The 26408-nt window shown below is 71.0% G+C and carries 27 protein-coding genes and 1 riboswitch; of the genes, 10 read left to right on the forward strand and 17 right to left on the reverse strand.

Annotated elements, in window-relative coordinates:
* Positions 1-39: 39 nt before the first annotated feature.
* The 3 genes from cydB to hisC form a co-directional block, all read right to left on the reverse strand.
* A complete protein-coding gene (gene cydB, locus CK485_RS09825) occupies positions 40-1047 on the reverse strand; it encodes a cytochrome d ubiquinol oxidase subunit II (RefSeq protein ID WP_109449119.1) in 1008 nt (335 codons plus the stop codon).
* Positions 1048-1108: 61 nt separating this feature from the next.
* The gene (locus CK485_RS09830; RefSeq protein WP_109449121.1) at positions 1109-2689 is read right to left on the reverse strand and encodes a cytochrome ubiquinol oxidase subunit I; all 1581 of its coding nucleotides are present in this window, start codon (positions 2687-2689) and stop codon (positions 1109-1111) included.
* 380 nt (positions 2690-3069) lie between these two features.
* Entirely contained in the window at positions 3070-4167 is a 1098-nt protein-coding gene (hisC, locus tag CK485_RS09835) for a histidinol-phosphate transaminase (protein ID WP_109449123.1), read from the reverse strand.
* Positions 4168-4696: 529 nt separating this feature from the next.
* On the opposite strand from hisC, the gene CK485_RS09840 reads away from it, so the two are divergent.
* From CK485_RS09840 to CK485_RS09855, 4 genes are all read left to right on the forward strand, one after another.
* The gene (locus CK485_RS09840) at positions 4697-5797 is read left to right on the forward strand and encodes a LacI family DNA-binding transcriptional regulator (RefSeq protein WP_109449125.1); all 1101 of its coding nucleotides are present in this window, start codon (positions 4697-4699) and stop codon (positions 5795-5797) included.
* A 585-nt stretch (positions 5798-6382) separates the two neighbouring features.
* The gene (locus CK485_RS09845; RefSeq protein WP_109452702.1) at positions 6383-7396 is read left to right on the forward strand and encodes a metallophosphoesterase; all 1014 of its coding nucleotides are present in this window, start codon (positions 6383-6385) and stop codon (positions 7394-7396) included.
* Between the two features lie 216 nt (positions 7397-7612).
* Complete coding sequence (locus CK485_RS09850; protein ID WP_342673472.1) at positions 7613-8674, forward strand: hypothetical protein; 1062 nt, start codon at positions 7613-7615, stop codon at positions 8672-8674.
* A gap of 271 nt (positions 8675-8945) precedes the next feature.
* On the forward strand, positions 8946-9287 hold the full coding sequence (locus CK485_RS09855; protein WP_109449129.1) for an SH3 domain-containing protein: 342 nt from the start codon (positions 8946-8948) through the stop codon (positions 9285-9287).
* 253 nt (positions 9288-9540) lie between these two features.
* On the opposite strand, the gene CK485_RS09860 is transcribed toward CK485_RS09855, so the two are convergent.
* From CK485_RS09860 to CK485_RS09880, 6 genes are all read right to left on the reverse strand, one after another.
* Positions 9541-10191, reverse strand: a complete 651-nt coding sequence (locus CK485_RS09860; RefSeq protein WP_109449131.1) for a class F sortase — start codon at positions 10189-10191, stop codon at positions 9541-9543.
* A 128-nt stretch (positions 10192-10319) separates the two neighbouring features.
* Entirely contained in the window at positions 10320-10472 is a 153-nt protein-coding gene (locus tag CK485_RS29525) for a hypothetical protein (protein ID WP_241968263.1), read from the reverse strand.
* A 22-nt stretch (positions 10473-10494) separates the two neighbouring features.
* Positions 10495-11283, reverse strand: coding sequence for a hypothetical protein (locus tag CK485_RS09865; protein WP_241968264.1), 789 nt, complete (start codon positions 11281-11283; stop codon positions 10495-10497).
* A gap of 332 nt (positions 11284-11615) precedes the next feature.
* Positions 11616-13376 carry a phosphomethylpyrimidine synthase ThiC gene (thiC, locus tag CK485_RS09870; RefSeq protein WP_109452704.1) on the reverse strand — a complete coding sequence of 587 codons (1761 nt, stop codon included), beginning with the start codon at positions 13374-13376 and terminating at the stop codon, positions 11616-11618.
* Positions 13371-13508, reverse strand: a riboswitch (TPP riboswitch). Its footprint overlaps the gene before it by 6 nt.
* Positions 13509-13641: 133 nt before the next feature.
* Positions 13642-13857 carry a DUF5326 family protein gene (locus CK485_RS09875; protein ID WP_109449133.1) on the reverse strand — a complete coding sequence of 72 codons (216 nt, stop codon included), beginning with the start codon at positions 13855-13857 and terminating at the stop codon, positions 13642-13644.
* 183 nt (positions 13858-14040) lie between these two features.
* Complete coding sequence (locus tag CK485_RS09880; RefSeq protein WP_109449135.1) at positions 14041-14358, reverse strand: cupin domain-containing protein; 318 nt, start codon at positions 14356-14358, stop codon at positions 14041-14043.
* Between the two features lie 46 nt (positions 14359-14404).
* Between CK485_RS09880 and CK485_RS09885 the strand changes: the two genes are divergently transcribed.
* Entirely contained in the window at positions 14405-14785 is a 381-nt protein-coding gene (locus tag CK485_RS09885; RefSeq protein ID WP_109449137.1) for a phage holin family protein, read from the forward strand.
* A gap of 65 nt (positions 14786-14850) precedes the next feature.
* On the opposite strand, the gene CK485_RS09890 is transcribed toward CK485_RS09885, so the two are convergent.
* The 5 genes from CK485_RS09890 to CK485_RS09910 are packed head-to-tail and all read right to left on the reverse strand — an operon-like array spanning position 14851 to position 17934.
* Entirely contained in the window at positions 14851-15273 is a 423-nt protein-coding gene (locus CK485_RS09890; RefSeq protein WP_109449139.1) for a hypothetical protein, read from the reverse strand.
* Entirely contained in the window at positions 15274-16059 is a 786-nt protein-coding gene (locus tag CK485_RS09895; RefSeq protein ID WP_199239302.1) for a methyltransferase domain-containing protein, read from the reverse strand.
* On the reverse strand, positions 16056-16829 hold the full coding sequence (locus CK485_RS09900) for a DUF2071 domain-containing protein (RefSeq protein ID WP_199239303.1): 774 nt from the start codon (positions 16827-16829) through the stop codon (positions 16056-16058). The genes CK485_RS09895 and CK485_RS09900 overlap by 4 nt, the downstream gene beginning before the upstream one ends.
* A 44-nt stretch (positions 16830-16873) precedes the next feature.
* On the reverse strand, positions 16874-17593 hold the full coding sequence (locus tag CK485_RS09905; RefSeq protein WP_109449141.1) for a DUF3419 domain-containing protein: 720 nt from the start codon (positions 17591-17593) through the stop codon (positions 16874-16876).
* Positions 17590-17934: a DoxX-like family protein gene (locus tag CK485_RS09910; RefSeq protein WP_158288196.1), complete on the reverse strand. Its 345-nt coding sequence runs from the start codon at positions 17932-17934 to the stop codon at positions 17590-17592. Before CK485_RS09910 ends, CK485_RS09905 begins: the two co-directional genes overlap by 4 nt.
* Before the next feature lie 257 nt (positions 17935-18191).
* On the opposite strand from CK485_RS09910, the gene CK485_RS09915 reads away from it, so the two are divergent.
* From CK485_RS09915 to CK485_RS09925, 3 genes are all read left to right on the forward strand, one after another.
* Complete coding sequence (locus tag CK485_RS09915) at positions 18192-19337, forward strand: cystathionine gamma-lyase (RefSeq protein WP_109449145.1); 1146 nt, start codon at positions 18192-18194, stop codon at positions 19335-19337.
* Between the two features lie 255 nt (positions 19338-19592).
* On the forward strand, positions 19593-20528 hold the full coding sequence (locus CK485_RS09920) for a LysR family transcriptional regulator (protein WP_109449147.1): 936 nt from the start codon (positions 19593-19595) through the stop codon (positions 20526-20528).
* A gap of 104 nt (positions 20529-20632) precedes the next feature.
* Complete coding sequence (locus CK485_RS09925) at positions 20633-21133, forward strand: NUDIX hydrolase (RefSeq protein ID WP_109449149.1); 501 nt, start codon at positions 20633-20635, stop codon at positions 21131-21133.
* A gap of 81 nt (positions 21134-21214) precedes the next feature.
* Here the strand turns inward: CK485_RS09925 and CK485_RS09930 are convergent, their stop codons facing one another.
* The 3 genes from CK485_RS09930 to CK485_RS09940 form a co-directional block, all read right to left on the reverse strand.
* Complete coding sequence (locus tag CK485_RS09930; protein WP_342673473.1) at positions 21215-22201, reverse strand: pyridoxamine 5'-phosphate oxidase family protein; 987 nt, start codon at positions 22199-22201, stop codon at positions 21215-21217.
* A gap of 48 nt (positions 22202-22249) precedes the next feature.
* Positions 22250-23959, reverse strand: a complete 1710-nt coding sequence (locus tag CK485_RS09935) for a globin domain-containing protein (RefSeq protein ID WP_199239304.1) — start codon at positions 23957-23959, stop codon at positions 22250-22252.
* Between the two features lie 812 nt (positions 23960-24771).
* Positions 24772-25404 carry an HAD family phosphatase gene (locus CK485_RS09940; RefSeq protein WP_109452714.1) on the reverse strand — a complete coding sequence of 211 codons (633 nt, stop codon included), beginning with the start codon at positions 25402-25404 and terminating at the stop codon, positions 24772-24774.
* Between the two features lie 173 nt (positions 25405-25577).
* Here CK485_RS09940 and CK485_RS09945 point away from each other — a divergent pair, with 173 nt between their 5' ends.
* Together CK485_RS09945 and trxA are read left to right on the forward strand one after the other, a co-directional pair.
* Positions 25578-26003: a MerR family transcriptional regulator gene (locus tag CK485_RS09945; RefSeq protein ID WP_109449151.1), complete on the forward strand. Its 426-nt coding sequence runs from the start codon at positions 25578-25580 to the stop codon at positions 26001-26003.
* On the forward strand, positions 26000-26401 hold the full coding sequence (trxA, locus tag CK485_RS09950; protein ID WP_275124599.1) for a thioredoxin: 402 nt from the start codon (positions 26000-26002) through the stop codon (positions 26399-26401). Before CK485_RS09945 ends, trxA begins: the two co-directional genes overlap by 4 nt.
* The last annotated feature ends 7 nt before the right edge of the window (positions 26402-26408 follow it).

Below are 26408 nucleotides of genomic sequence, written 5' to 3' on the forward strand. Positions count from 1 at the left end.
TCCTTGGGCTGAGCCCTGTCCGTGGGCGGGGTCGCGCGCTCAGTGGTGCGCGGGGCCGGGGATGTGGTGGGTTCCGATGCGCTTGCGGAAGACCCAGTAGGTCCATGCCTGGTAGGCGATGACCATCGGAGTGGCGATGCCGGCCACCCAGGTCATGATCCGCAGCGTGTACGGGCTGGAGGAGGCGTTGGAGACCGTCAGGCTCCAGGCCGGGTTGGTGCTGGACGGCATCACGTCGGGGAACAGCGCGAGGAAGAGCGTCGCGACGGCCGCCGCGATGGTCACCCCGGACAGGGCGAACGCCCAGCCCTCGCGCCCGGAGCGGTTGCACAGCAGCGCCACGATCAGCGCGGCGACCGCCACCGCGAGGGCGACGAGGCTGCGCGGGTTGCCGCTGTGCACCTGCGTCCAGGCCAGGAAGGCCGAGGCGAGCACGGCCGTGAGGAGCCCGAGCCGGCCGGCCGTCCTGCGGGCCCGCTCGCGGATGTCGCCGAGCGTCTTGAGGGCGGCGAACACCGCGCCGTGGAAGGTGAACAGGGTGAAGGTCACCGCGCCGCCCAGCAGCGCGTAGGGGTTGAGCAGGTCGAGCACGCCGCCGGTGAAGTTCTTGGCGGCGTCGATCGGCACGCCCCGCACGATGTCGGCGAAGGCGACGCCCCACAGGAAGGCGGGCAGCACGGAGGCGTAGAAGATCGCGTGCTCCCAGTTGCGCTTCCAGCGCTCGTCGTCGCGCTTGGCCCGGTACTCGAAGGCCACACCGCGCACGATCAGGCAGACCAGGATGACCAGCAGCGGCAGGTAGAAGCCGCTGAAGAGGGTGGCGTACCAGTCGGGGAACGCGGCGAAGGTGGCGCCGCCCGCGGTGAGCAGCCAGACCTCGTTGCCGTCCCAGACCGGGCCGATCGTGTTGATCAGCACCCGGCGTTCGGTCTCGTCCCGGGCCAGCAGCTTGGTCAGCACGCCGATCCCGAAGTCGAAACCCTCCAGGAAGAAGTAGCCCGTCCACAGGACGGCGATCAGCACGAACCAGACGTCGTGGAGATGCATGGTGTTACCTCGTTTTCCGAGTCTTGCGGGCCCTGGCTCGCCGAGCTCCCGGTCCGTCGCGTCAGTAGGCGAAGGCGAGCGGCTTGTCCGCCTCGGCGCCGGTGTCGTCGCCGTCACCGCCGGAGGGGCCGCGCAGCCGGGGGTCGCGGGTCGGCGGTTCCTCGTCGACGACCGGGCCGGCCTTGGCGTACCGGATCATCAGCCGCACCTCGACGAGTGCCAGGACCGCGTACAGCACGGTGAAGACGGCGATGGAGGTGATGACCTCGGCCTGGCCGACGCCGGGGGAGACCGCGTCGCGGGTCTTCATCAGCCCGTAGACCACCCAGGGCTGACGGCCCATCTCGGTGAAGATCCAGCCGAAGGAGTTGGCCAGCAGCGGGAAGCCCATGGTCAGGATGCCGACGCGCCACGACCACTTGGTGAAGAACGTCGACATCTCGCGGTTGGGCGTGACCATCAGCCGCGGCACCTCGTCCTCGCCCGTGCGCATCTCAGGCGCGAGCCAGCGCTTGCGGCGGGTCGTCCACAGCCCGATCGCCCCGGCGGCGAAGGACGTCATGCCGAAGCCGATCATCAGCCGGAATCCCCAGAAGGTGACGAAGATGTTGGGGATGTAGTCCTTGGGTTGGCCGCCGTACTTGGCCGCCTCCGCCTTGGCGACGTTGTTGATGCCGGGCACGGACTGCGAGAAGTCGTCGTGCGCGAGGAAGGACAGCAGGCCCGGGACCGACAACTCCACCGAGTTGTGGCCCTTGGCGACGTCGCCGACGGCGAACACCGAGAACGGCGCCGGGGTCTGGGTGTCCCACAGCGCCTCGGCGGACGCCATCTTCATGGGCTGCTGCTCGAACATCACCTTGCCGAGGGTGTCGCCGCTGATCGCGGTGCCCAGGCCGGCGATCACGGCGAGGACCAGGCCGGTCCGCAGCGAGGTGCGCATCGCGCCGGTCTTCTTGCGTTCCCGGGTGTCCGGGGTGCGCCCGGCGGCCTGCGCCCGCTTGGCCCGCCACAGGTGGTACGAGGCGATGCCGACGACGAAGGCGGCGCCGGTGAGGAAGGAGGCGGTGAGGGTGTGGAAGGCCTGCACCAGCGTGGTGTTCTGGGTCAGCACGGTCCAGATGCTGGTCAGACGGGCGCGGTGGGTGTGCGGGTCGATGGTGTAGCCGTTGGGGTGCTGCATCCAGGAGTTGGCGGCCAGGATGAAGTACGCCGACAGCAGGGTGCCGACCGCCACGATCCAGATGCAGGCGCAGTGGATCCTCTTCGGCAGCCGGTCCCAGCCGAAGATCCACAGCCCGATGAAGGTGGACTCGAAGAAGAAGGCCAGCAGCGCCTCCATCGCCAGGGGGGCGCCGAAGACGTCGCCGACGAAGCGGGAGTAGGCCGACCAGTTCATGCCGAACTGGAACTCCTGGACGATGCCGGTGACCACGCCCATCGCAATGTTGATCAGGAAGAGCTTTCCCCAGAACTTCGTGGCGTGGAAGTACTTCTCCTTGCCCGTGCGCACCCAGGCCGTCTGTAGGCCGGCGGTGACGGCCGAGAGGCTGATGGTGAGGGGGACGAACAGGAAGTGGTAGACCGTCGTGATGCCGAACTGCCAGCGCGCCAGAGTCTCCGGTGCCAGTGCGAGGTCCACGTCGCGTCTCCTTACCTCGGCGCGGATGGTGCGGGCGTCCCGTCGATCCGTTTCGCGCCGATCCGTCCGCATGTCACGGCCGGATCAACAGGACATTGTGCGCGCTTGTGAAAGCGTTCACATTCACAAGCATTATTACCCAGGGCTTGACGCAGGGTGCAGCCGGGGGTACGTGAGCCCGTTCACATGTGTTCGCCGGGCCCCTTTCCGTAACCGTAGGGGCGCGGGAACGGCGTAGGGGCGCGCCGGATTGGCGCGCCCCTACGTGCTGAATACGACACTTCGTCGCTGGCCGACGGCGCGGTCGGCAGTCGTGTCCGCTGAGCGGTGTCCCGCGTTACGCGGTCGCCTTCGTCACGACTTCTCGCGGTACGCAGTCGTCACGACTTCTCGCGGTACGCGGCCGCCGCGGTCAGGAAGATGTCGTTCGCCTCGGTCTCCCCGATCGTGACCCGCACGCCCTCACCGGCGAACGGCCGCACCACGACCCCCGCCTTCTCGCAGAAAGCGGCGAAGTCGGTGGTCTCGTCGCCCAGCCTCAGCCAGACGAAGTTGGCCTGCGTCTCCGGCACCTTCCAGCCCTGCGAGGTCAGTCCCGCGACCACCCGCGTGCGCTCCGCCACCAGCGCGTCCACCCGCTCCAGCAGCGCCTCCTCCGAACGCAGCGAGGCGACGGCGGCGTCTTGCGCCAGCTGGCTCACGCCGAACGGCACCGCCGTCTTGCGCAGCGCGGCGGCGACCGGTTCGTGCGCGACCGCGAAGCCGACCCGCAGGCCCGCCAGGCCGTACGCCTTGGAGAAGGTGCGCAGCACGCAGACGTTCGGCCGGTCCCGGTACAGCTCGATGCCGTCCGGCACCTCGGCGTCCCGGATGAACTCGCGGTACGCCTCGTCCAGGACGACCAGCACGTCGGACGGCACGCGGTCGAGGAACCGTTCCAGCTCCGCGCGGCGCACCACGGTGCCGGTCGGGTTGTTCGGGTTGCAGACGAAGATCAGCCGGGTGCGGTCGGTGATCGCGGCGGCCATCGCGTCCAGGTCGTGCGTCTCGTCGGCGTCCAGCGGCACCTGTACGGACGTCGCGCCGGAGATCTGCGTGATGATCGGATACGCCTCGAAGGAGCGCCAGGGGTAGATCACCTCGTCGCCCGGGCCGGCGGTCGCCTGGAGCAGCTGCTGCGCCACGCCGACCGAGCCGGTACCGGTCGCCACGTGCGACTCCGGCACGTCGAAGCGCTTGGCCAGTTCGGCGGTCAGGCCCGAGCAGGCCAGGTCCGGGTAGCGGTGGAAGGTGCCGGCCGCGGTCACCGCCGCCTCCAGCACGCCGGGCAGCGGCGGATAGGGGTTCTCGTTGGAGGACAGCTTGTACGCGGGCTCGCCGGTGGCGGAGACCGCGGGCCTGCCCGGCTTGTACAGCGGTACGCCGTCCAGCACGGCGCGCAGCCGGGGGGCGCCCGGTCGTTTCGTCGAATCCGTCACCGTAGGTCCTCCTTGACCCTTTCAGTGGAGCACACCCCGCACGGTGGGCGGGAGTCCCCGTCCGCGCCGCCGGAGCACGCTCGCGACACCCGTCCCGGCCGCCTCGCGGGGCGTACCGGGGCCGACGCATCACGCAGGCGATTCCGCGTGAGGCGACCTCGTCCCGTATACCGCGAACCACCGCGCGGGCGCCGTGACGGGGCACACGCCGCCCGACCGTTCGGACGCGTACGCCTGGTCACACCTTATGAGGGGGCGCACGCCCAGCGGGAGGGGTTACTTCGCGCGGTGTGCGCCGGTGGCGTGCGCCCTGGCGCGCATCCCTCGTACAGGTGAGGTGCGCGAGGTCCACAATCTGGACCACACGGCGACTCGACCGGATGCTGAGGCTCACGAGGCCTGCATAAGGGTGCTGTTCGCCTGGGTTTGCAAGGGGAACACCCGCCTTCCGGCATGCAGAAACGTCACAGCTCACCGCCATACGAAGGCCCATGTCACCGGACCACCCGAGCCCTACTATCGGCCTGCCATGACAGCAGCAGGTAACCACCAGGCGAGCCGGTCCACCGGACGCCGTCTGGAGCGGGCAGGGATCCGGGACGTGGCCGCCGCGGCCGGGGTCTCGATCACGACTGTCTCCGACGCACTCAACGGCAAGGGGAGGCTCCCCGACGCCACCCGGCGCCATGTCCGCGAGGTCGCCAACCGGCTGGGCTACCGCCCCTCCGCGGCGGCCCGCACTCTGCGCACGGGCCGGTCAGGGCTGATCGGCCTGACGGTGACCACGTACGGGGAAGAACCTTTCACCTTCACGGAGTTCGCCTACTTCGCCGAGATGGCCAGGGCCGCCACCTCCGCGGCGCTGGCCCGCGGCTACGCGCTGGTCATCCTGCCCGCCTCGTCCCGCCACGACGTATGGAGCAACGTGGCGCTGGACGGCACCGTGGTCATCGACCCCTCCGACCACGACCCGGTCGTCGCCGACCTGGTGCGGCAGGGCATCCCGGTGGTCAGCGACGGCCGCCCGGCGGGCAACCTGCCGGTGCACGCCTGGGTCGACAACGACCACGAGCAGGCCGTCATCGGCATCCTCGACCACCTCGCCGCGGCCGGCGCCCGCCGCATCGGCCTGCTCACCGGCACCAGCACCGACACGTACACCCGGCTGTCCACCAGCGCCTACCTCACGTGGTGCGAACGCGTCGGCCAGGAACCGGTGTACGAGGCCTACCCGGCGCACGACCCGTGCGCGGGCGCGGTCGCCGCCGACCGGCTGCTGGCCAGGCCGGACCGCCCGGACGCGGTCTACGGGCTGTTCGACCCCAACGGCACCGACCTGCTCGCCGCCGCCCGGCGCTACGGCCTGCGCGTCCCGGACGACCTGCTGCTGGTCTGCTGCAGCGAACGTGCGGCGTACGCCACGACCGAGCCGCCCATCAGCACCCTGTCGCTGAAGCCGGGACGGATCGGCACGGCCGTCGTGCAGCTGCTGATCGACGCGATCGAGGGGGTCGGACCGGGCCAGCCGGTCTCCCAGGTGATGCCCACCGACCTGATCGTGCGGGCCTCGTCGCAACGGCGCCCGCCCCGCACGACGGTGAGCCCGCCACGGACGCCGGAGGAGGACTGACCGCGGGGCTCCCGAACGCCGGGGCATCACCGGACGCGGCCGCGGAGGCCGCGCCGGTGCACGGATCGTGGGGAGGCGACCATGAAACGGCGACAATTTCGCGGAGATTGACGGAGATTTGTCTGTCGCGCCCCAATTGGCAGGCGGCAGGTGCGTCGCAAGGCGGGAGTGTCATTCCTATGATGGGCGGATGACACCGCGGGACGCGTCGGCGCAGGCCGCGCCGGGCGTGACTCGGTGGACGGCGGCGCGATGGTGGAGGGGTCGATGACTCAGGGGGCCGGTCAGGGACCCGTAACGCCGGTGACGGGTGCGTCCGTGAGCTGGCGGCCCCCCGAGCGCTCCCTGCGCGACCAGCCGCTTGCCGACCAGCAGCCGGGCCACGACGACACTCTCGTCGACCACCGTGCGGTCACGCCGCCCGAGCCTCACGCGGTCACGCCGCCCGGCCCTCACACGGTCACGCCGCCCGAGCACGCCGCCCCCGAACACTCCTTCACGGGCGGAGTCCACCAGGTCCCGCAGACTCCGCAGGCCGCCGTCCCGCTCCCGCACCCCGACGGCCCGGCCGCGGACGCGGGGGCCGTGGCCCCGCCCGCGCCCCCGGTCGGGCAACCGCCGGCGCAGCCGCCCGCGCAGCCCGCACCGCCCGTCGTGCCCCCGGCCGCTCCGCCCGCCGTGGAGTACACCCCGACCGCGCACGACCTCCCGATACTGCGGCGTCCCGTCGACCAGCCCACCGTGCGCCTCGGCACCATGGGCGATCCGGAGGACGGCCCGCACGGGCCGCTCTACGTGGTCGGCGACGTCCACGGCTACCTCGACGAACTACGCGCCGCCCTGCACGCCGAGGGCCTGGTCGACGCCGAGGGCCACTGGTCCGCGGGCACGGCCCGGCTGTGGTTCCTGGGCGACTTCACCGACCGCGGGCCCGACGGCATCGGTGTCATCGACCTGGTGATGCAGCTCTCCGCGGAGGCCGCGGCGGCCGGCGGCTACACCAAGGCGCTGATGGGCAATCACGAACTGCTGCTGATCGGTGCGAAGCGGTTCGGCGACACCCCCGTCAACTCGGTGGCCGGAACCGCCTCCTTCCTCGCCGCCTGGCGGCTCAACGGCGGTCAGCCCAGCGACATGGAACGCCTCCAGGACCACCACCTGGCCTGGATGTCCCGCCTGGACGCGGTCGCCCTGGAGGACGGCCACCTGCTGCTGCACTCCGACACGACCGCGTACCTGGAGTACGGCACCAGCATCGACGCCGTCAACGACGCGGTGACCGGCATCCTGCAACGGGGTGACGCCGACGAGTGCTGGGAGCTGTTCCGCAAGTTCACCAAGCGCTTCGCCTTCCGCGGCGACTCCGGGACGTCCGCGGTGCGCGACCTGCTCGACGCGTACGGCGGCGGGCGGGTCGTGCACGGTCACAGCCCGATCCCGTACCTGCTGGGTGAGGTGGGCGCGGAGGACGACGGCGAGGAGCTGGCGCACGTCGTCGAGGGTCCGCACGTGTACGCCGACGAGCTGGCCGTCGCGATGGACGGCGGCGTCACGATGGACGGCAAGCTGCTGGTGGCGCAACTCCCGCTGCGGGAATAGCAGTTCGCTACTGGGTCGGGCGTGCGGTTCCGGACGGAACCGGGCGCTCACCCCGCCCCCGGCACGGTCAATTTCCGGAAACACTCTGTCACCGTGTCAGTCCCGCGCTCTACCATCGGGTTATCCGTCACAGGCTCGCCTCCGCTTCCGACCGGCCGCCCCGGGAACAGGACGGACTCGGGCTGGTCGGAGGGAACGGAGCATCGGGGGATGTACATGGACAGCGCTCCGCACCTGCTGACCGAGGACCGCCCGGAGTTCGAGCGCGTCCTCGACCAGGCGCTGCGGGCCGCGGCCGAGGAGTCGACGGCCCGCGGAAGCAGGCTCAACGCCGAGCAGTTGCGCACCATGGCGCTCAGTGCGGTCGCCGCGATATCCGCCTGCGCCGCCCCGGAGTACGACGCCTACCAGCACGCCCGCGAACGCCTGGGCGTCCCGTCGTCAACCGCCGCGTCCGCAAACGCGTCGTACGGCGACGGGACGGACGCCGGGGGGCGGGGGTCGGAGGGTCCGGCTGCCTTGGCCGGTTCGTCGAGGTCGCCGGGCTGGGCGGGACGCGGTGGCGGCAGGCGGGCGGACCCGACTCGCCGGACGGACGGCGCTCATCGGCCGGACGACGCGACGGCGGGCGGTGGGTTCGGGGACGCCATGTCGGGCGCCGGGCTCTTCGCCGTGGTGGCCGTGCTGACACCGATCCTGGCCGGGACCGCCGCGATCATCTTCCTGATCGTCGGCTACGTGCTGGCCGCGATGAGCCCGCAGCCCGCGATCGCGGCGCCGCTGCGCACGGCGGGCTGGCTCTTCCTGGCGATCGCGGGGGCGGGGATCCTGTTCGGCATGGTGGGCCTGGTGCTGACCGCGCTGCGCGACGGTTCCGCCGCGATCCACGCCGAGCACGAGGGCGAGCCCGCGGAGGTCACCGCCGCCCGTGAGGTGTGGCTGACGGCACTCAGGGAGCGGGGTGTGCTGCCGTTCCTGCGCGAGGCGATGGAGTCCGGCGCGGGAACGGATTCCGGTTCCTCGCCGGGTTCCGCTGCCGGGCCGGGGTCCGGTGCGGCGCCCGTCGAGCCGTTCTCCTACGACGGGGATGCGGCGGGTGGGCGGCGCCGGGGCGGGCCACGGCCGCCGAGCACCCTCGGCTACTCCCGGCCCGGCTTCTCCAGTCCCGGTGGCGAGCACGACGACTCCGGGCGACCGCGCTTCTCCAGCCCGGACTTCAGCAGTCCCGACTTCTCCAGCCCGGACTTCGGCGGTTCCGAGCAGGGCCGCGACGCCTGAGCCGTTCCCCGCGACCCGCGTGCCGAGGCACTGCCGCGAACTGACCGAAACAGTCCGGAAGAGGACCGCTACCCGAACGGACGAGCACATAGAGCGACAAGTTGCGCACGCTATGTGGCGCTCTTAGCGTCAGTGATGCGAACCGGGGGACGACCTGTAACGGGTCGTCACAACGGGCCGTAACGAGCGCTGCCACCGGGCGACGAAGCCCGGCACGCACCGCACTCCACACCGGGCCCCTCCAGGGCCTTCCCTCCACAGGAGTGAGCAGATGGTTCTGCAGTCGAAGCTCAGCAAGGTCGCTCTCGCCGCCGCCGCCGGCACCATGATCGCGGGCACCGTCGCCGGCACCGCCGTCGCCGCCGACAGCGCCTGGGGCCCCTACAAGGGCCGCGTCATCGCCAACGGTGGGCTGTTCGTGCGTGAGCGCCCGACCACCAACAGCCGCGTCGTCGGCTGGCACGCCAAGGGTGCCGTCGTCGGTATCAAGTGCAAGGTCAACGGCCAGAACGTCAACGGCAACCCCCGTTGGTACAAGCTGACCGACGGCACCTACGGCTGGTCCGCCGCCCGCTACATCGTCAACATCGGCCCGGCGCCGCGCTGGTGCTGACGTAGCGCTCGCATCGCCCCAACGACAAGGCCCCCCAAGCCCTCCGGCTCACGGGGGCCTTGCCGTCTTCGACCTGGCCCGGGTGGTTCGGCGCGAACGACTCGGTGCGACCGGCTCAGTACCACGGACTTCCCACCCGGTCGGCCGACGCCCCGCCACGGAAGGCCCAGTGGACGCCGAAACACCCGGTTGCCGCAGTCAGGCGGCTTTGCCGTGAGTGCCGACTCCTCGTCAGGACCGCACCATCTTCTCGTCACATTCGTTCGGCCGTCAGATCCGCGTAGATGATGATGTTGTCGGGGTGGTGGCCGCCGACGATGGGGCCGCCGCAGGTGATCAGACGCAGTTCGGGACGGTCGGTGTTGCCGTAGACCGCCTGAGTGGGGAAGTCGGACTTGCTGACCTCCTGAAGCCTCTGGACGGTGAAGGTCAGGACGGAGCCGTCGGCACGGGTGACGGTGATCGGATCACCCACATGGATGTGCGAGACATCGCGCATCACGGCGGGCCCGTCGATGGTGTCGAAGTGGCCGATGAGGACGGCGGGCCCGGTCTGGCCGGGCGTGACGCCACCGGTGTACCAGCCGATGTCGGCGGCTTGGGCGACGGTGGGCACCTGCACGGTGCCGTCGGATGCCAGCCCCAGGCCGAGCAGCGGGCCGGTGTCCACACCGGCGGACGGGATCCGCACCCGCACCGGCTTCGAGGCCCCGAGGGCGTGGAGCGGAGTCGTCGTCACGGCCCTGGTGGGGGCGGCCGAGGAGGGCGCGACGGTGGCCCGGTAGCGGCCGTCGGTGCCGCCATCGGTGAGCCCGTGGACCAGTGTCCAGGCGCCGAACACGAGTGCCGCCGAAGAGAGCGCGACCGCCACCGGGAACCTGCGGGAACGGACGGATCGGGGCACGGCACGGCTCCTGGACTCGGTGACGGACAAGAGGGTGAACGGTCGGGAATGACGCCCGTCCGAACGGTCGCACGGGGAGCCGTCCCGGCCGGACGCCGGTCGCTCGGCGTCCGGCACGGACGGCTTCGTCAGCCGCCGACGCGGGCGGCGCGGCGGCGACGCGCCACTCCGAGGCCCAGGCCGACCGCACCGATCGCGGCCACCACGCCGCCGAGCAGCGCGGTCGTGTCGTCGTGGTTCGAGGCGTTCTCGACCCCCGCGGCGACAGCACCGGTCGGCACGACCTTCGTCTGTGCTGCGGTGTCAGTGGTGCCCGTGCCGGAGCCGGTGGTACCCGTCGTCGTGCCGGTCGCGCACTTCTTCGGCAGCGACGGGAACGCATGTGCCCCACGGCGTCGAGCCGCCCTGGGTGCGCTGGAAGAACTCCGGTACCCCGCCCACGTTCTGGATCTTCATGCCCATCGACAGGTTCACCGGGTGGGTGCGGTCGACGACGGCGAGGGTCCGGCCGGAGCCCTCCAGCGCCGCCCGCGGGCCCGCGGGGCCGTTGCTGAGCAGCACCTCGTAAGGAGGGAAGTCGGAGGGGATCGTCTCGGTGGCGGTGCAGGCGCTGGGCTCGGGCGTGGTGCTGCTCAGCCACCAGGACGCGACGTCACCGTCGGACGCATACAACACGACGCGCATGCCGTGCAGGTCGATGGCGTCGTCCTTGCCGTGCGTCTCCAGGATACCGGCCAGCGGCTGTCCCTTCTTGCCCGCGATCTCGGCCCGGTACGCATGGGGCCCCACCATGCCCACCTTCGCCTGCTCACCGTCGACGAGGGTGAACTCCCTGACCGGCACGGTGGCTCGACCGGCCGGGGCCGGCGTCGAGGCGGACGGCGCGGACTTGGCGGACGGCGCGGCGCTCGGCGTGCCGCCGGCAGCCGGCGTGGAGGGGGCGGTGGCGCTCGGATCGGTAGCGCTTGGGGCGGCGCCGTCGGCGGCGAAGGCACCGGCGGCCGGGCCGAGGACGGAGGCGGCGACTGCGGCACCGAGCAAGGTGGCGCGGACCATGCCGCGACGGCCCTTGCGCACGACAGAAGTGGACATCAAAGGCTCCCGTTGGAAAAGCGTGGTCGAAGTTGGCGACCGCTCCTCGTACACGTGTGGGGCCGGACTGTCGGCGCGGTAGGACAAATCTAGGGAAGATCTGTGACAGGAGTTTCCATGAAATGTCACAGAGAGGCGACGGGCGTCCGTAAGGGCCGCGAGCAGGAAGCGGCTTGACGGCGCGTCGCCGCTCGCGTGCGAACCCGGCCCGCACAGGCGAAGCACGCCGCCGCCGCGGGGACGGTCCGACCGCTACGAAGAGGCCGGCAGCCGCAGGTACTGGCTGCCCCGGAGGGGCCGGGCCCGCGTGGCCCGGCCCCTCCGCGTCGTCGCTACTCCGCCATCGGCAGATACACCCGGTTGCCCGACTCCGCGAACTCCCTCGACTTGGCGGCCATGCCCGCCTCGATCTCCTCGGCCGTGCCGCCGTGTTCGCGGCGGATGTCCTGGGAGATCTTCATCGAGCAGAACTTCGGCCCGCACATCGAGCAGAAGTGGGCGGTCTTCGCCGGCTCCGCCGGGAGGGTGGCGTCGTGGAACGAGCGGGCCGTGTCCGGGTCGAGGGCCAGGTTGAACTGGTCCTCCCAGCGGAACTCGAACCGCGCGTCCGACAGCGCGTCGTCCCATTCCTGGGCGCCCGGGTGCCCCTTCGCCAGGTCCGCGGCGTGCGCCGCGATCTTGTACGTGATGACGCCGGTCTTCACGTCGTCACGGTCCGGCAGACCCAGGTGCTCCTTGGGGGTGACGTAGCAGAGCATCGCGGTACCCCACCAGGCGATCATCGCCGCGCCGATGCCGGAGGTGATGTGGTCGTACGCGGGCGCGACGTCCGTGGTCAGCGGGCCGAGGGTGTAGAACGGCGCCTCGTCGCAGATCTCCTGCTGGAGGTCGACGTTCTCCTTGATCTTGTGCATCGGGACGTGACCCGGGCCCTCGATCATCGTCTGCACGTCGTGCGCCTTGGCGATCCGGTTCAGCTCGCCCAGCGTGCGCAACTCCGCGAACTGCGCCTCGTCGTTGGCGTCGGCGATCGATCCCGGCCGCAGCCCGTCACCCAACGAGAAGGTGACGTCGTACGTCTTGAGGATGTCGCACAGTTCCTCGAAGTTCTCGTACAGGAAGCTCTCCTTGTGGTGCGCCAGGCACCACGCCGCCATGATCGAACCGCCGCGCGAGACGATGCCGGTCTTGCGCCGGGCGGTCAGCGGCACGTACCGCAGCAGCACGCCCGCGTGGACCGTCATGTAGTCGACGCCCTGTTCGGCCTGCTCGATGACGGTGTCCTTGTAGATCTCCCAGGTCAGTTCCTCTGCCTTGCCGTCGACCTTCTCCAGCGCCTGGTAGAGCGGCACGGTGCCGATCGGAACGGGGGAGTTGCGCAGCACCCACTCGCGCGTGGTGTGGATGTTGCGGCCGGTGGACAGGTCCATCACGGTGTCCGCGCCCCACCGGGTGGCCCACGTCATCTTCTCCACCTCCTCCTCGATGGAGGAAGTGACCGCGGAGTTGCCGATGTTGGCGTTGACCTTCACCAGGAACCGCTTGCCGATGATCATCGGCTCGATCTCCGGGTGGTTGACGTTGGCGGGCAGCACGGCCCGGCCCGCCGCGATCTCCTCGCGGACCACCTCGGGGCTGACGCCCTCGCGCACCGCCACGTACTCCATCTCGGCGGTGACCTCGCCGCGCTTGGCGTAGGCGAGCTGGCTGACCGCCCGGCCGTCGCGGCCCCGGCGCGGCAGCCGGGGGCGGCCGGGGAAGACCGCGTCGAGGTTGCGCAGCCCACCGCGCGGCGAGGTGTGCTTGAGGCCGTCGTCCTCGGGCCGCATCTCGCGGCCCGGGTACTCCTCGGTGTCGCCGCGGCCGACGATCCAGTTCTCGCGCAGTGTCGCGAGCCCACGTCGCACGTCGGTCTCGATGGTGGGGTCGGTGTACGGACCGGAGGTGTCGTAGAGCGTCACGTCGCGGCCGTTGGTGAGGTGCACCCTGCGCACCGGGACCCGCAGGTCCGGACGGGACCCCTCGAGGTAGCCCTTGTGCCACCCGATCTCGACCGCGTCGGATCCGGGCGTGCGTGCATCCTGCATGGTCATGAGACCCACTCTCCCTACGCCGGCATTACCCGGTAACAGGTTCAGCGGTCGACGCGGCAGTTCCCGTACGTCCCTGCGTACGAAGATCAGCGCCCTCTCAGCCCGGTGCCCCGAGCTCCCGCGATTGCAAAGGTAGCCACCAAGCTAGCGGGTCGTCCTCACCGGACGCCAGAGGGGCGTGGGGACGCGGGGAGTGGGGCACGCGTCCCGGCCGAACCGCACCGCGGCGGCCCGCCCGAGCGGGCACTGCCGACGCGGGAGGGGTTTACCAGTCGTCGCGCGACGAGGAGGACGACGAAGTGAACTTCTTCACCACGAAGACCAGGCCGCCGACCAGTGCCGCGAAGAGAACCACCTTGAACAGCAGACCGACCACGAAGCCGATGAGGCTGGCGATCAGACCGCCGAAGACCACGATCGCCAGCACCGGCACGGCGATCCACTTGACCCACCACGGCACACCGTTCAGGAGCCCGTTCATTTCGCTTCTCCGTCCACCCGTTCGTTGAGACCTTGTGCTCATGAGCTTACGGGCGACGGCCCCCCGGGCGGAGGGTTCCGGCACCCCATCCAGCCCTGAACGAACCCCTAGGCGACCCTGATGTCCCAGGTCGTCCCGGAGGCTCAGGGGCGGCCGGCGGCCGGAGCCGCCATTACCGGCCGCTCATGACTCGGGCGGGGAGAAGACCACGAGGACGCGCAGGTCCTCGGTGATGTGGTGGAACCGGTGCGATGTCCCCGCGGGGACGTAGACGACGCTGCCGCGCGCCACGTACGTGGTTTCCTCGCCGACCGTGACCGACGCCCGCCCGCTGACCACGAGATAGATCTCGTCCTGCCGGTGCGGGCCCTGCGGATCGGTGCCGCCCGCCGGAAGCGCGTACAATCCCGCTGACATGTTGCGTTCGCGGAGGAACTGGAGATAGGCGCCGTCGTGCGCGGCCCTCTCAGCGTCCAGGTCGTCGAGCCGGAACACCTTCATACATCTGTTCCCTTGTCCTGGGGATCAACTCTGCGACGATCCCACCATGAAGAAATTCGTAGTCAAGACACTCGCCAACGCGGTGGCGCTGGGAGTGGCGGTCTGGCTGGTGAGCGGCATCACCCTCACCGGAAGCAGCACCGGGCGCAAGGCACTCGCCCTGATCGTCGTCGCGCTGATCTTCGGTGTGGTGAACTGGCTGGTCAAGCCGGTGGTGAAGCTACTCTCCCTGCCGCTGTACATCCTGACCCTGGGCCTGTTCACGCTGGTCGTGAACGCGCTGATGTTGCTGCTCACGTCGTTCGTCTCCTCCAGGCTCAAGGTCGATTTCCACGTGCAGAGCTTCTGGTCGGCCGTGATCGGCGGCCTGATCGTCTCGATCGTGGCCTGGGCTATGCACCTGGTCCTTCCGGACGAGGGCGAGTGAACCTCCGTGTTTCACGTGAAACGGCTGTTTCACGTGAAACACACTGGCGAGGGGTGGCGGCCGGGTCAGACCGTGACTGCCAAGGCGTAGCCGAAGACCGCGGCCACCCAGGTCCACAGCACGGCGAGCCCGATGTGGGCGGTGGTGCGCAGCCGGTCCCCGCGCCACAGCCGGGCGGGGAAGACCGTGAACTGGAACGCCCAGCGCAGCCCCCAGAAGAGCGTCTGTCCCAGCAGTAGCGCCGTGCCCAGCCGGGTACCGGCCAGCAGGTCCGGCGCCAGGGCAAGCGGCAGGAGACCGAGCAGGACGCAGGTCAGGCCGATGAAGAACACGTGCGCGTAAGAGACCTGGCGGGTCAGCAGGCTGGTTCCCGCCAGGTCTCGCGGCCAGTCGATCAGCCGGGGCAGTATGACGTGCACGCCACCCATCACGACCAGGGCGAGGCCGACCAGCCGCAACTGCCCGACCAGGGTGAAAAGGGCGTTCATTTACCCGGCACCGCCGCTCGCGCGGAGCACGAACACCGTCACCAGCCCGGCGATCCGTCGTTCCTCCACCACGTCCAAGCCGCTGAGCGCCGCCAGGCGCAGCCACTCGGAGCGCGGCATGAAGTGCCAGGCTCCGGGACCGTAGGAAACCACGTTGGCCACGTTCCTGCAGTGCTCGACCAGCACCAGGGCGCCGCCGGGTCGCAGGACACGAGCGCATTCGGTGAACAGCGCCTCCCGATCGGCGTCCGCGCGCAACTCGTGGACGGCGAACGGCGCGATGACAGTGTCGTACGAACCGTCGCCGCCCGGCAGCCGGTCGGCCCGTGCCGGGATCGATCCCGGCCGGGCGGGCACCCTGCGCCGCGCACGGCGTAGCGACGACTCGGTCGCCGGCAGGGCGTCGTAGAGATCGGCGACGGTCTGCGGCCGGCTCGGGTGGCGCGTGCGCAGCGGTGCGCTCGCCTCGTCCAGTCCCGCCGACACCACGAGGTGGCGCCCCGGGCCCTCAGGCAGCACGGCTTCCAGCCATCCCCAGCCGTGCAGCGGCGACCGGTCGTAGACAAGGTGGCTGGCCAGCAGACTCGCCCCGAGCCACCAGCCCGCCGCGGCCGCGCCGGCCCACGCCACCGGCCGACGCCGCCCGAGCAGCGCACCCGCCACGGTCGCCGCAGAACCCGCCACGTACATCGGCCAGTTGTAGGCCACGACGTGCCTGGCCCCGGAGGGCGCGGGCGTCGTCCCCTCGTGCGGCGCGGTCCGCCCAACGCGTTCCTTCTTCGTCACGCGAGGCTCCCGTCGGTCCGATGCCGTACACCCGCGTGCCATCCGTAGTCGAGGTCGCCCACGTGGAAGGCGTTGGCGAGGATCCGCGGTTCCCGGGCCAGTATGCCGTCCCGGAAGTGGTCGAAGAAGGTCAGGCTGCGCACGTCCACCGTGACCGGTCGGGGCTCCCACTCGGTGCGGTAGGCCTTGACAACGACCATCGTGCCGTCGTGCGGCTCGTACTCGAAGGTGTACGGCAGCGGACCCGCGTAGCGGCGCGCGTCACGGGACGAGGCGAAGGGGCTGCCCTGCGGAAGCGGTGCGGGCTGCGAGAGGTCGGCGCTCACCCGTACGTCGGCCCGCCCGTCGCGGGAGCGCACCGCGAACTCGACGCGGTCCCCCATGGTGCGGCAGCCCAGCTGGGCCATGCGGTAGTGGTACCGGGTCAGCAGGTTCCCTCCCAGCGCGAGGACGGTGCTGGAGGTGTCGCTGCGCAGGATGCGCAGACCCCGCATGGTCTTGCCGCCGGGCGTACGGAAGCGTGTGAAGACCCGGTAGCCCGTCATCACCTGGTCTGTTCCGAGCACCGCGGGCAGCCAAGGCGGTCGCAGCCCTCGCTGGTCGACGAGGGCAACGGCGACGAATCCGTACTCGGTGTCGCCGGCGCTGTAGGTGTCCAGCTCCAGCCCGGGATCCAGCAGCGGCTCCAGGGTCTCGGCGGAAAACGCGTAGGTGAGCACGAGCGAGTGCGCGAAGTGGGTGCGCAGCGCCAGGGGATGGCGCCGCAGCAAGGCCGTCGAGGATATGGGCAGGAGTGATCGTGGTCGAACCGCCATCAGGGGTTTCCTCCGGTGTTCAGGGCGCGGACCGTGCCCCACAGCGGGCAGCGCTCCAGGGGTGGGGCCGACGTGCCTCGGCGGGAGTCGCCGTCCCGGCACGCGCGTTCTCGTCGGCCCTCGGGGCCGGCCGGGCGCTCACGCGGTCCTCCCGCACGCTTCGCAGCACCGCGAAGCCGCCCGGACGCACCGCGCGTTCGACCGCGGCCGCAGCCTGCGACGTTGGGGTACGAGGCGACCACTCGCGCGGCGCGGGCCCTAAGTACGGCGTCGAATCGCGGCGGGACCACTCGGAAGCCCGGCCGCAGCAGGACGGCCAGCGGTCCGGCGGAGCGCAGCGCGGATGCCATGAGCAGCCGCGGTCCGACGCCGTCGAGGTGTTCGTGCCACCAGCGCAGTTGGCGCGCCGGATCGTCGAGCCGCAGGAAGGCACGCACGGCGGTCGGCTGCCAGCCGGGCAGCAACGTGGCGGCCGTGTGGCGGCCGACAGCCGTCAGGCGTTCGGCGGTGCCCGAGCAGGCGGGCATGCCGTCCACCACCCGCGCGCGGGCGTAGTCGAGTTGGCGGGGATCGACATCGACAGCGGTGACCTCGGGCGCCGCGCGGAAGGCCGCCGGCTCGACCCCGAGGTCCTGGTACGTGCGGCCGAACAGCAGGCGGGCACAGCCGGATTGACCGGTAAGGATCCTGCCGTGCGACCACGGGGTGCCCTCGTTCACCGTGTCGTCGCCCGCCTTTCGGCGACCAGCCGGATCAGCGCGATGAGAGCGAGATCGGTGATGATGAGCCTGCCCGGCTCATGGAACCTTCCCGCAGCGAAGATCAGACCTCCGGCGTTGAACGAGACGATGAGCCATGTCTGCACCACTGCCGCCAGGCAGGGTCGCTTGCCGCTGAGGGCCCAGATCCCCACCGCGGCCTCCACGATGCCGATCGAGCCCATCAGCGGAGTCACCGCCCGTCCCGGCAGACAGGGGATGTCCGCGATGATCGCGCGCTGGTCGACCCGGCCGGGGAAGACCTTGCACCACAGCCCCTCGTAGTACCACACGGGTGCCACAGATGCGGCCGGTAACCAGGAGCGCCAACCTCTGTCCGTAGAAGGCACACGGGCATCCAAGCATCCGCTGGGTCGGCACCTGTCGGCGGGATGGCGTGACGATCGGGTTGACTGACCCGGGAGATCGCCGTTTCACGTGAAACAGCCGTGCGGCGGGTTGGCGTTTCACGTGAAACAGCGGTTTCACGTGAAACGGAGGCCCTGAGTTCGCGTGAAACCCACGATCCCGCATCCCATCAGTAGCGACAGGAGGCACGATGCCCGAGCAGCCGGAACGTCTGGGAGACGGCACGCGGAGTGTGCACGCGGGACGGCCTCCGGCCACCGCGCACACCCCCTCACTGCCCGGCCCGGTGTTCGTCTCGCACTACCACCTCCCCGGCGACGTGACCGGCCCCTACACCTACGGCCGCGACCAGAACCCGACCTGGACACGGCTGGAAGAGGCCATCACCCTGCTGGAATCGCCTACCGAGCCCGCCGAGACCGTCGTCTTCTCCTCCGGCATGGGTGCGATCTCCTCGGTGGTGCTGGCGCAGGCGCGCAGCGGGGACACCGTGGTGCTGCCCTCCGACTGCTACCAGACCACCCGAGCGCTCCAGCAGCGTCTGGAGTCCTACGGCGTCCACGTACGCCTCGCGCCCACCCGTGGGGACGGGCAACTCGACGCGCTCGACGGGGCGAAGTTGCTGTGGATCGAGACGCCGTCCAATCCGGAACTCGACGTGTGCGACATCCAGCGGCTGGCCGACGCGGCGCACGAGGTGGGCGCCCTGGTCGCGGTGGACAACACGCTCGCCACCCCCCTCGGGCAGCGGCCGCTCGACTTGGGGGCCGACTTCAGCGTGGCCAGCGGCACCAAGGCGCTCACCGGGCACGGTGACCTGTTGCTGGGCTACGTGACGGCACGCGATCCCGCACTGGCCGAGTCGGTGCGACTGTGGCGCAAGACGGTCGGGGCGATCCCGGGGCCCATGGAAGCGTGGCTGGCCCATCGCTCGCTGGCGACCCTGGAGCTGCGCGTCGACCGCCAAGCGGCCAACGCGCTCGCGCTGGCTGATGCGTTGGCACGGCGTGAAGAGGTCACCGGGCTGCGGCATCCCGGGCTGCCGACCGACGCCTCGCACCCGGTCGCACGTCGTCAGATGCGCCGGTTCGGCTCCGTCGTCTCCTTCGTGCTGCCTGACAAGGCGCACGCGGAGCGCTTCCTCGGCGCGCTGCGGCTGACCGGCGAGGCGACGAGCTTCGGGTCCGTGCTGAGCACCGCCGAACGGCGCGCCCGCTGGGGCGGTGACGCGGTGCCGGAAGGCTTCATCCGCTTCTCGGTGGGGATCGAGAACCCGGACGACATCGTGGCGGACGTCGTGGCCGCGTTGGACACCGCGCTCCAGAACGGGGCGTGAACCGGGGCCGCTCCCAGAAGGGAGACGAACAGGCGGCCGGAGTCTCCCCCCTCGTGACTCCGACCGCCCGTCCGGCGCTCCGCTCGACGATGAACGCCAAGAAGCGCCTGAACAAGGCTAGTTGACTCTGTGTCAGTGTCCAATCACAGTTGGAGGGCGGAGGTATCGACATATTTATGGTTGCCGATGCCCCGGGCGCGGGCCAGCCGCATACCCAGGCGGCCCATGCCCGGTGCGAACGGCTGAGGAGCACGCATGGACCTGGCCTTGTTGCGCACGTTCGTCGCGGTGCACCGGGCCGGCTCGTTCACCAGGGCGGCCCAACTCCTCGGCCTCTCTCAGCCCGCCGTCACGGGACAGATTCGCAGCCTTGAACGCCAGGTCGGCCGGCCGTTGTTCCGCAGGCTGCCTCGCGGCGTCGCCGCCACCACGGCGGGCGACGAGCTGGCCTGGAAGGTCGCCCCGCACCTCGACGCGCTGCGGGAGATCGCCGAGGGCGAACTGGACGACGAGTCGGGCGGCCGCACACTTCACCTGGCCGGGCCCGCCGAGTTCACCGCGCTGCGCGTCCTGCCCGCCCTCGCGCCGCTGGCCGGGGCCACGATGGCGCTGCGGGTGGCGCTGGGCGCACCGGACGAGGCGCTGGCCGGGCTCGCCGACGGACGCCACGACCTGGTCATCGGCACCACCCGCCCGCGGACGCGGCTGCTGCACGCCACACCGCTGTACGACGAGGAGCAGGTGCTGGTCGCCGCCCCCCGCTGGGCCGAGCGGATCGGGGCCCTGCCGGACGTCTCGGAACGGGACACCACCGATCCCGGACCCGGACCAGGTCCGGCTCCGGTCCCTGGGCCACTGACGGGCGTGCCGATCGTCGGTTACGAGGAGGATCTGACGCTGCTCAACGGCTTCTGGACGGAGGTCTTCGGCGGCGGGCCACGGACTTCCGCCTCCATCGTCGTGCCCGACATGCGGGCGGTGCTGGGATGTGTGCGTTCAGGCGCCGGAATGGCCGTGCTCCCCCGGTACCTGTGCGCGGAGGCGCTGGCCTCCGGCGAGGTCGTCCCGCTGGTCGATCCCCTCGTGCCGCCGCTGCGCACCTACTACCTCGTGGTGCGCGCCGGAACCCTCGCGCTGCCGTACCTGGCGCGGGCACACGCCCGGCTGCTGAGCGCCGCCGAGAGCTGGTAGCGCCCCGCTCCGGCCTGCCGGAAGCACCCACCGCGCGGCGCCGGGCTTCCGATTCGCCGCGTCCGGGGCGTTTCACGACGCCCCCGGTGCGGCATGGTCCCTGCATGCCAGTGGAGCCTCCTGATACCTCGCCCCGGCAGGTGGTCAAGCGCACCGCCCGCGCGATCCTGCTGGACGGGGACCAGATGCTGCTGATCAAACGCACCAAGCCCGGCCAGCCGCCGTACTGGATCACCCCCGGCGGCGGGGTCGAACCCGAGGACGCCACCGTGGTCGACGCGCTCCACCGCGAGCTGGACGAGGAACTCGGTGCCAAGGTCAGCGACGTGGTCCCGGCGTTCGTCGACACCGTCGAGCACGTCCGGGAGGACGGTGCGATCGGCGTGAAGGTGCAGCACTTCTTCGTCTGCCGCCTCGACTCGATGGACCTCTCCCGGCGCCACGGCCCCGAGGTGGACGAGCCGTGCGGGACGTACGAGTTCGTGCGCGTGCCGTTCACCCGTGAGGGCGTCGCGTCGGTGGGCGTGGTACCGCCATCGCTGCGCGCCTACCTGGATGCGAACATCGAAGGCGTCACCGCGCTGCTGGCGTCCGACCTCGGCTGAGGCGACGTACGGAGCGGACGCCCTCCTCGGACCCGGCCGCCTCCGTCGCGCGAGCCGGTTTCCGGCACGCAGGACGGATGGCTACGCGAACCAGCCGCGGAAGCCGCCGGTCGAGCCGCCCACCCCGCCCCCCGCCGCCCGCGCCGCGCTGCGGCGTGCCCGTGCCAGCGCCCGTTCCGCCTCCAGCTGCCACAGCTCCCGATCGGGCGGGACGACGGACGTGGAGCTTTCCGGCGGTGCGGCGGGCGCGGAGGGTCCGGACAGGGCGACACCAGCACGTTCCGAGAGGGCAACGGCGTCGGCGCGCTCAGGCAGGCCGACCAAACCCGGCGGCGTGGCGTCGAGTTCCGGGGGCGCCGCGGCCCCGGCGCGTTCGGCCGCGACGCCGAAGTAGTCGCCGCCCTTGCGCTTGACGTCGTCGGTCCCCCACGCCTGCTCGCCGTCACGGGTCCCCGCGGCGCTCGGCGGCGGGACCAGCCGGGGAATGTGCTTGGAGCAGTGGATGTACGCCTCCTCCACCGTCACCTCGACCCACGTCTGCGGGCGCCGCCCCGGCACCTCGTCGGTCGGCAGATCCGGCTGGACGATGCGCATCAGCTCGTCGGAGACCAACCGAGCCTGGCCGTTGACGTGCAGACCGATGCGGTCGCGCGAGAAATCGATCATCAGCAGGGCGATGTGCGGGTTCTCGCGGATGTTGCCGAGTGAGGCCATCACGCCGTTTCCCCGGTACTCGGGGTACGCGATCGTGCGGTCGTCCAGCACCTGGACGAAGCCGGGCGGGCCGGCGCGGAACGAGTTGTCGCAGACCCCGGCGCCGTCCGCGGTGGCCAGGAAGAACATCTCCTGCCGCGCCACGAACTCCCGCATACGGTCGTTGAGCCGGTCGCTCATCTGGTCGCGGTAGAAGCGGTCGGCCCGGGCCGTGGTGCCCAGTTCGCGCTGGACGCGTCGCTCGGCGGCGGCGCCCGGCCGCGACAGGTCCGGTGCGGACGGCCGGTCGGCCGGGGCGACGGCGGGAGCGGTGCCGCCGTGGGTGTCCGAGGTGCGCGGATCGTGATGGTTCAACGTTTCTCCCGACGCCGTGGATGACGGAAGGGGCCGCGTGCCGAACGGTCAGGCACGTGCCGAGGCGAGTTCATCGAGTGAGTCGTGGCGTATCCGGTGCGTGGGCATGCCGGCGCCGATCAGAGCGTCCACGCTGCTGCGGATCATCCCGGGCGGACCCGACAGGTACGCGTCGTAGGCGTCCCACGGGCCGTGTCGCCGCACGATCTCCGGCAGGGCGCCCGCGAACAGGCCGTGCGCCACCGCGGGTCCCTCGGCGACGACCGGCCGGACCGAGAGCCAGGAGTGCTCGCGTTCCATCCGCAGCATGGTGTCGAGGTCGTAGAGGTCGTGATCGTTGCGAGCCGCGTAGAAGACTTCCATCGGGCGTCTGCGACCACGGTCGGCGACATCCTCGACCAGGGCCTTGATCGGCGCGATGCCGGTCCCACCGCCCAGGCAGAGCAGCCCGTTGTCAGTGCCGTGGTCCACAATCATGGAACCAGCCGGAGGACCGAGCCGGATCACGTCCCCCGGGCCGGCCCTGTTGACCATGGCCGTGCTCACCCAGCCCGCCGGCACGGCCTTGATGTGGAAGGAGAGCAGTCCGTCCGGGCGCGGGGCGGAGGCGAAGGAGTAGTGCCGCCAGACACGCGGCCACCACGGCGTCTCGATACTGGTGTACTGCCCGGCCAGGAACGGGTACGGCTGGTCGGGGCGCACGGTGACGACGGCGACGTCCGGCGTACGCCGCTCGTGGGAGACGATCTCGGCCTGCCACCAGGCCGGCGACGTCATTTCGTCCTCGGCTGCGGCGTCGATCATGATCTGCGAGATGGCGGTGTAGGCGCGTACCCAGGCGGCTTCCACCTCGTCGTTCCAGATCTCCGAGGCGTACTTGGTCAGCGCGCCGATCAGGCACTCGCCGACCGCCGGGTAGTGCTCCGGCCGCGTGCCGTACTTGCGGTGCCCCCGGCCGAGGCGGGAGAGGTAGTCGGTGAGCCGGGCGGGGTCGTCGACTGCCTGTGCGGCGTCCAGCAGCGCCTGGAAGAGCCGGTCGCGCTGCACGTTCATGGCCACCGGGAACAGGTCGCGCAGTTCCGGGTGGCGCAGGAAGAGCAGGGCGTAGAAGTACGAGGTCGTGCGGTCGGCGACCGGCTCCACCAGCGCCAGCGTCCGGCGGATCAGGACCGCGTCGGTGGAGGGGGCGCAGCCGGAGGAGGCGGTATCGCCGGACGTCGAAGCGGCGGCGGGCCCGGTCGGATTCGGCGCGGCATCGTGCCCGGCCGGAGCCGACGCGGCGTCGGAAGGCGCGGAGTCCGAGGGCGTGGAGCTCGACCAACCAGGGGCCGACGGAGCGGAATTCGACGAATCGGAGTGCGACGGGGCAGGCCCGAAGCGGTCTGGCCGGGCAGGCGAGGCGTCGGGCGTCGCGGCGCGTTCGGGCGCGGAACCGTTTTCGCCGGGTGCTGACGGGCTGAACCAGTCCCACTCCTGCGCGGCGGCGGTCGCGTGTCCCGGCCCCGCCTGGCCCACGCGGCCCCCCGGGACCGCATGGGCCGTGCCCGGTGACGGCGCGCCGTGGCGGCCGGCGCCGAACGAGGCGCCCTCACCGAGGGAGGCGCCCGTGCCGGAAGAGTTGCCTGCGCGGGAAGAGTTGCCTGCGCCGGAGGAGGTGCCGGCACCGGCACCCGGCCGGTCGACGCCCCGGGCGGCGCCTTCCGCGCCGTAGGCGTCCTCCCCCGCATCGCCACGCCCGGCGGCCGTTCCCGCCGCCATCGCTCCCGCCTCCGAAATCCCCTGGTCGAAAGCCTGATTACCAGAAGCCCAGTTGCCCGAACCCCCGTCGCCGAATCCGGTCTCCCGGTCGGCCGGACTGGTGGTCGCAGCGTCCATCGTCTGCCTCGCCTCGAACGTCTCCCGGTCGGTTTCCATACGTCCGCCATCGGAACGGGCCGGTGATGCAGCCGTCTTCCCCCGAGCGGGCCCAGGAATCCCCGTCCGCCGAATCCCGGCCCTCAGTCCCGGCCCCCTTTGAGCCCTCAAGCCCGCGGTCCGTGGGGGAACCCGTTCGGCGCAGGACAGGAGCGTGGCACAGCGCGTCGCGCACCAGGACGAAATGCCGGAACTGTGGGTGAGGGAAGGCCCGTTCACGTTAGGGTGGCTCGCTCAGGGACCTGCTCGGCCCTCCCCGCGGCCCTCCACACGCATGCGCTCCACCTGACGGACCCCTCCGGCTCCGCGACGGACGCGCCGCGGACGAACGCACTCGACCATACCGGGCGGCCGTGAATGCACAAGTCCTTCTCTCCGCTCGGAGCAGGCACTCCTGCCGATTCGTACGCTTCGCTCAGGCAATATTCCGGGATTCCCGCCTCAGTCGCCTTCAACCACCTTCAGTAGCAGGAATCCGGTTATAACGGACGTTCCACGGGAATAACGGACGGCTCGTCGGGATTTGGGCTGCCGGCGCTGCCGTCCGTGTGCCGGCGGCAGCCTCGGGGCGGCGCGGAGGCCAACGCACGCACTCCGAACGGCTTCCACCGCGATCGCGCGCACCGTCGCCCCACGCGGATCGAATCCCCGCCGCCTCAGGCCCCCAGCACGAGTTCGTACGCGTCCCGCAGATCGCGCCCCTCGTACGACAGCGTGGCGATATCGCTGACGTTGTGGTCGCCATTGACGGCGACGGAGGTGGCGACCACCTGGAAGAGCGCGGCGTCCGACATGGAATCGCCGTAGGCCACGCAGTCCGCGCGCGTCACCCCGTAATCGGCGCACAACTGGTCCGCGATACGCACCTTCGACTCCGGATGCAGAATGCCGGACACATCCAGCGGGGCTCCACGGAAAGGCAGTTCGGGAAAGCGTCCGCCGAACGCGGCGTGCGCACCCCACGGCAGCAGGTGCCGTACGAAGAACTCCGGCGACAGCGAGATGACCGCGCAGTACTCGCCGCGCGCGCGGATGTCGGCCCACACCTCGTGGATGCCGACCAGCCAGGGCGAGGCGGCGAAGGCCTCCGCGACCAGTTCGGCGGTGAGGTCCTGCCACAGTTCGTACGCCTGTCGCGCGTAGTGCGGCGAATCGATCCTGCCGGCCGCGAAGGCCGCGTCAAGGGCGCGGAACTCCTCGACCAGGCCCAGTTTCCTGGCCAGTTCGACGTTGGCGGACGAACCGTGCAGCAGCGTCCCGTCCATGTCGAACAGATGAAGTCTTCCCATCGTGCCCCCTCCGGCGTCCGCCCGGCCCCTCCCGAAGGCCGGGCGGCTCTCGTCCCCACGTCCGGCGTGCTTCTCGGCGTGCTTCTGGCGCACCTTATCCACACCTCTGGTCCGGGTTATCCACAGGGCTGGCCTTGACGTCGGCGGCAAGGTCTACGGTCGAGGACATGAGCATGCGCATCGGTGAACTGGCCGAACGCGCGGGCACGACCACCCGCGCGCTGCGGCACTACGAGGCGCTGGGGCTGCTGCCCGCGCGGCGCGGCGGCAACGGCTACCGGCACTACGGAGAGGAGGACTTGCGTCTCCTGCGGCAGATACAGGCGCTGCGGGACGTCGGCTTCGGGCTCGAGGACACCCGGCCGTTCGTCGAGTGCCTGCGCGCAGGCCATCCGGCGGGCGACGCGTGCCCGGCCTCGCTGGAGGTCTACCGGCGCAAGCTCGCCGAGCTCGACGTCTGTATAGCGCGGCTGCGCGAGTCGCGTGCCGAGGTCGCGGAACAGCTGGCCCGGGCCGAGCTGGCGGCGTCCGCCGGCGCACCTCCGCGCTGCGAACTGACCCCGTATGACGAGCCCTGCACAGGGAAGGAACGACGATGACAACGACGACGCGGTCGAAGAGGGACGGCACGGGGGTCACAGGCGGCGAGGACTCCGCAGACCGGGTGGTGACGGTCACCGACGAGACGTTCGCCGAAGAGGTGCTCGCCAGTGATCTGCCGGTGCTGGTGGACTTCACGGCAGCGTGGTGCGGGCCCTGCCGCATGATCGTGCCGGTGCTGGCCACACTCTCCGGGGAGATGGCGGACCGGTTGAAGGTGGTGCGCCTCGACGTGGACTCCAATCCGGCGACCACGGCGGCGTACGGAGTGCTGTCGATGCCCACGCTCATGGTCTTCCGAGCGGGCGAGCCGGTGAAGTCGCTGATAGGCGCGCGATCCAGGCACCGGTTGCTGCGCGACCTGTCCGATGTGCTGCCCGAGGCGCTGCCCGCGTAACGGGCCG

It is taken from the genome of Streptomyces sp. ICBB 8177, from assembly GCF_003144095.1.
In the GTDB taxonomy this organism is placed as follows: Bacteria; Actinomycetota; Actinomycetes; order Streptomycetales; family Streptomycetaceae; genus Streptantibioticus_D.

What these genes read in the sequence shown, in the direction of transcription:
- thiC (WP_109452704.1), bottom strand. Translation starts at nt 13,376, where the DNA reads ATGACCATGCAGGATGCACGCACGCCCGGATCCGACGCGGTCGAGATC.
- CK485_RS09935 (WP_199239304.1), bottom strand. Translation starts at nt 23,959, where the DNA reads ATGGCGGCGGGAACGGCCGCCGGGCGTGGCGATGCGGGGGAGGACGCC.
- trxA (WP_275124599.1), top strand. Translation starts at nt 26,000, where the DNA reads ATGACAACGACGACGCGGTCGAAGAGGGACGGCACGGGGGTCACAGGC.
- CK485_RS09940 (WP_109452714.1), bottom strand. Translation starts at nt 25,404, where the DNA reads ATGGGAAGACTTCATCTGTTCGACATGGACGGGACGCTGCTGCACGGT.
- CK485_RS09855 (WP_109449129.1), top strand. Translation starts at nt 8,946, where the DNA reads ATGGTTCTGCAGTCGAAGCTCAGCAAGGTCGCTCTCGCCGCCGCCGCC.
- CK485_RS09945 (WP_109449151.1), top strand. Translation starts at nt 25,578, where the DNA reads ATGCGCATCGGTGAACTGGCCGAACGCGCGGGCACGACCACCCGCGCG.
- CK485_RS09890 (WP_109449139.1), bottom strand. Translation starts at nt 15,273, where the DNA reads ATGAACGCCCTTTTCACCCTGGTCGGGCAGTTGCGGCTGGTCGGCCTC.
- CK485_RS09840 (WP_109449125.1), top strand. Translation starts at nt 4,697, where the DNA reads ATGACAGCAGCAGGTAACCACCAGGCGAGCCGGTCCACCGGACGCCGT.
- CK485_RS09880 (WP_109449135.1), bottom strand. Translation starts at nt 14,358, where the DNA reads ATGAAGGTGTTCCGGCTCGACGACCTGGACGCTGAGAGGGCCGCGCAC.
- CK485_RS09920 (WP_109449147.1), top strand. Translation starts at nt 19,593, where the DNA reads ATGGACCTGGCCTTGTTGCGCACGTTCGTCGCGGTGCACCGGGCCGGC.
- CK485_RS09915 (WP_109449145.1), top strand. Translation starts at nt 18,192, where the DNA reads ATGCCCGAGCAGCCGGAACGTCTGGGAGACGGCACGCGGAGTGTGCAC.
- CK485_RS09875 (WP_109449133.1), bottom strand. Translation starts at nt 13,857, where the DNA reads ATGAACGGGCTCCTGAACGGTGTGCCGTGGTGGGTCAAGTGGATCGCC.
- CK485_RS09865 (WP_241968264.1), bottom strand. Translation starts at nt 11,283, where the DNA reads ATGTCCACTTCTGTCGTGCGCAAGGGCCGTCGCGGCATGGTCCGCGCC.
- CK485_RS09850 (WP_342673472.1), top strand. Translation starts at nt 7,613, where the DNA reads ATGGACAGCGCTCCGCACCTGCTGACCGAGGACCGCCCGGAGTTCGAG.
- cydB (WP_109449119.1), bottom strand. Translation starts at nt 1,047, where the DNA reads ATGCATCTCCACGACGTCTGGTTCGTGCTGATCGCCGTCCTGTGGACG.
- CK485_RS09925 (WP_109449149.1), top strand. Translation starts at nt 20,633, where the DNA reads ATGCCAGTGGAGCCTCCTGATACCTCGCCCCGGCAGGTGGTCAAGCGC.
- CK485_RS09885 (WP_109449137.1), top strand. Translation starts at nt 14,405, where the DNA reads ATGAAGAAATTCGTAGTCAAGACACTCGCCAACGCGGTGGCGCTGGGA.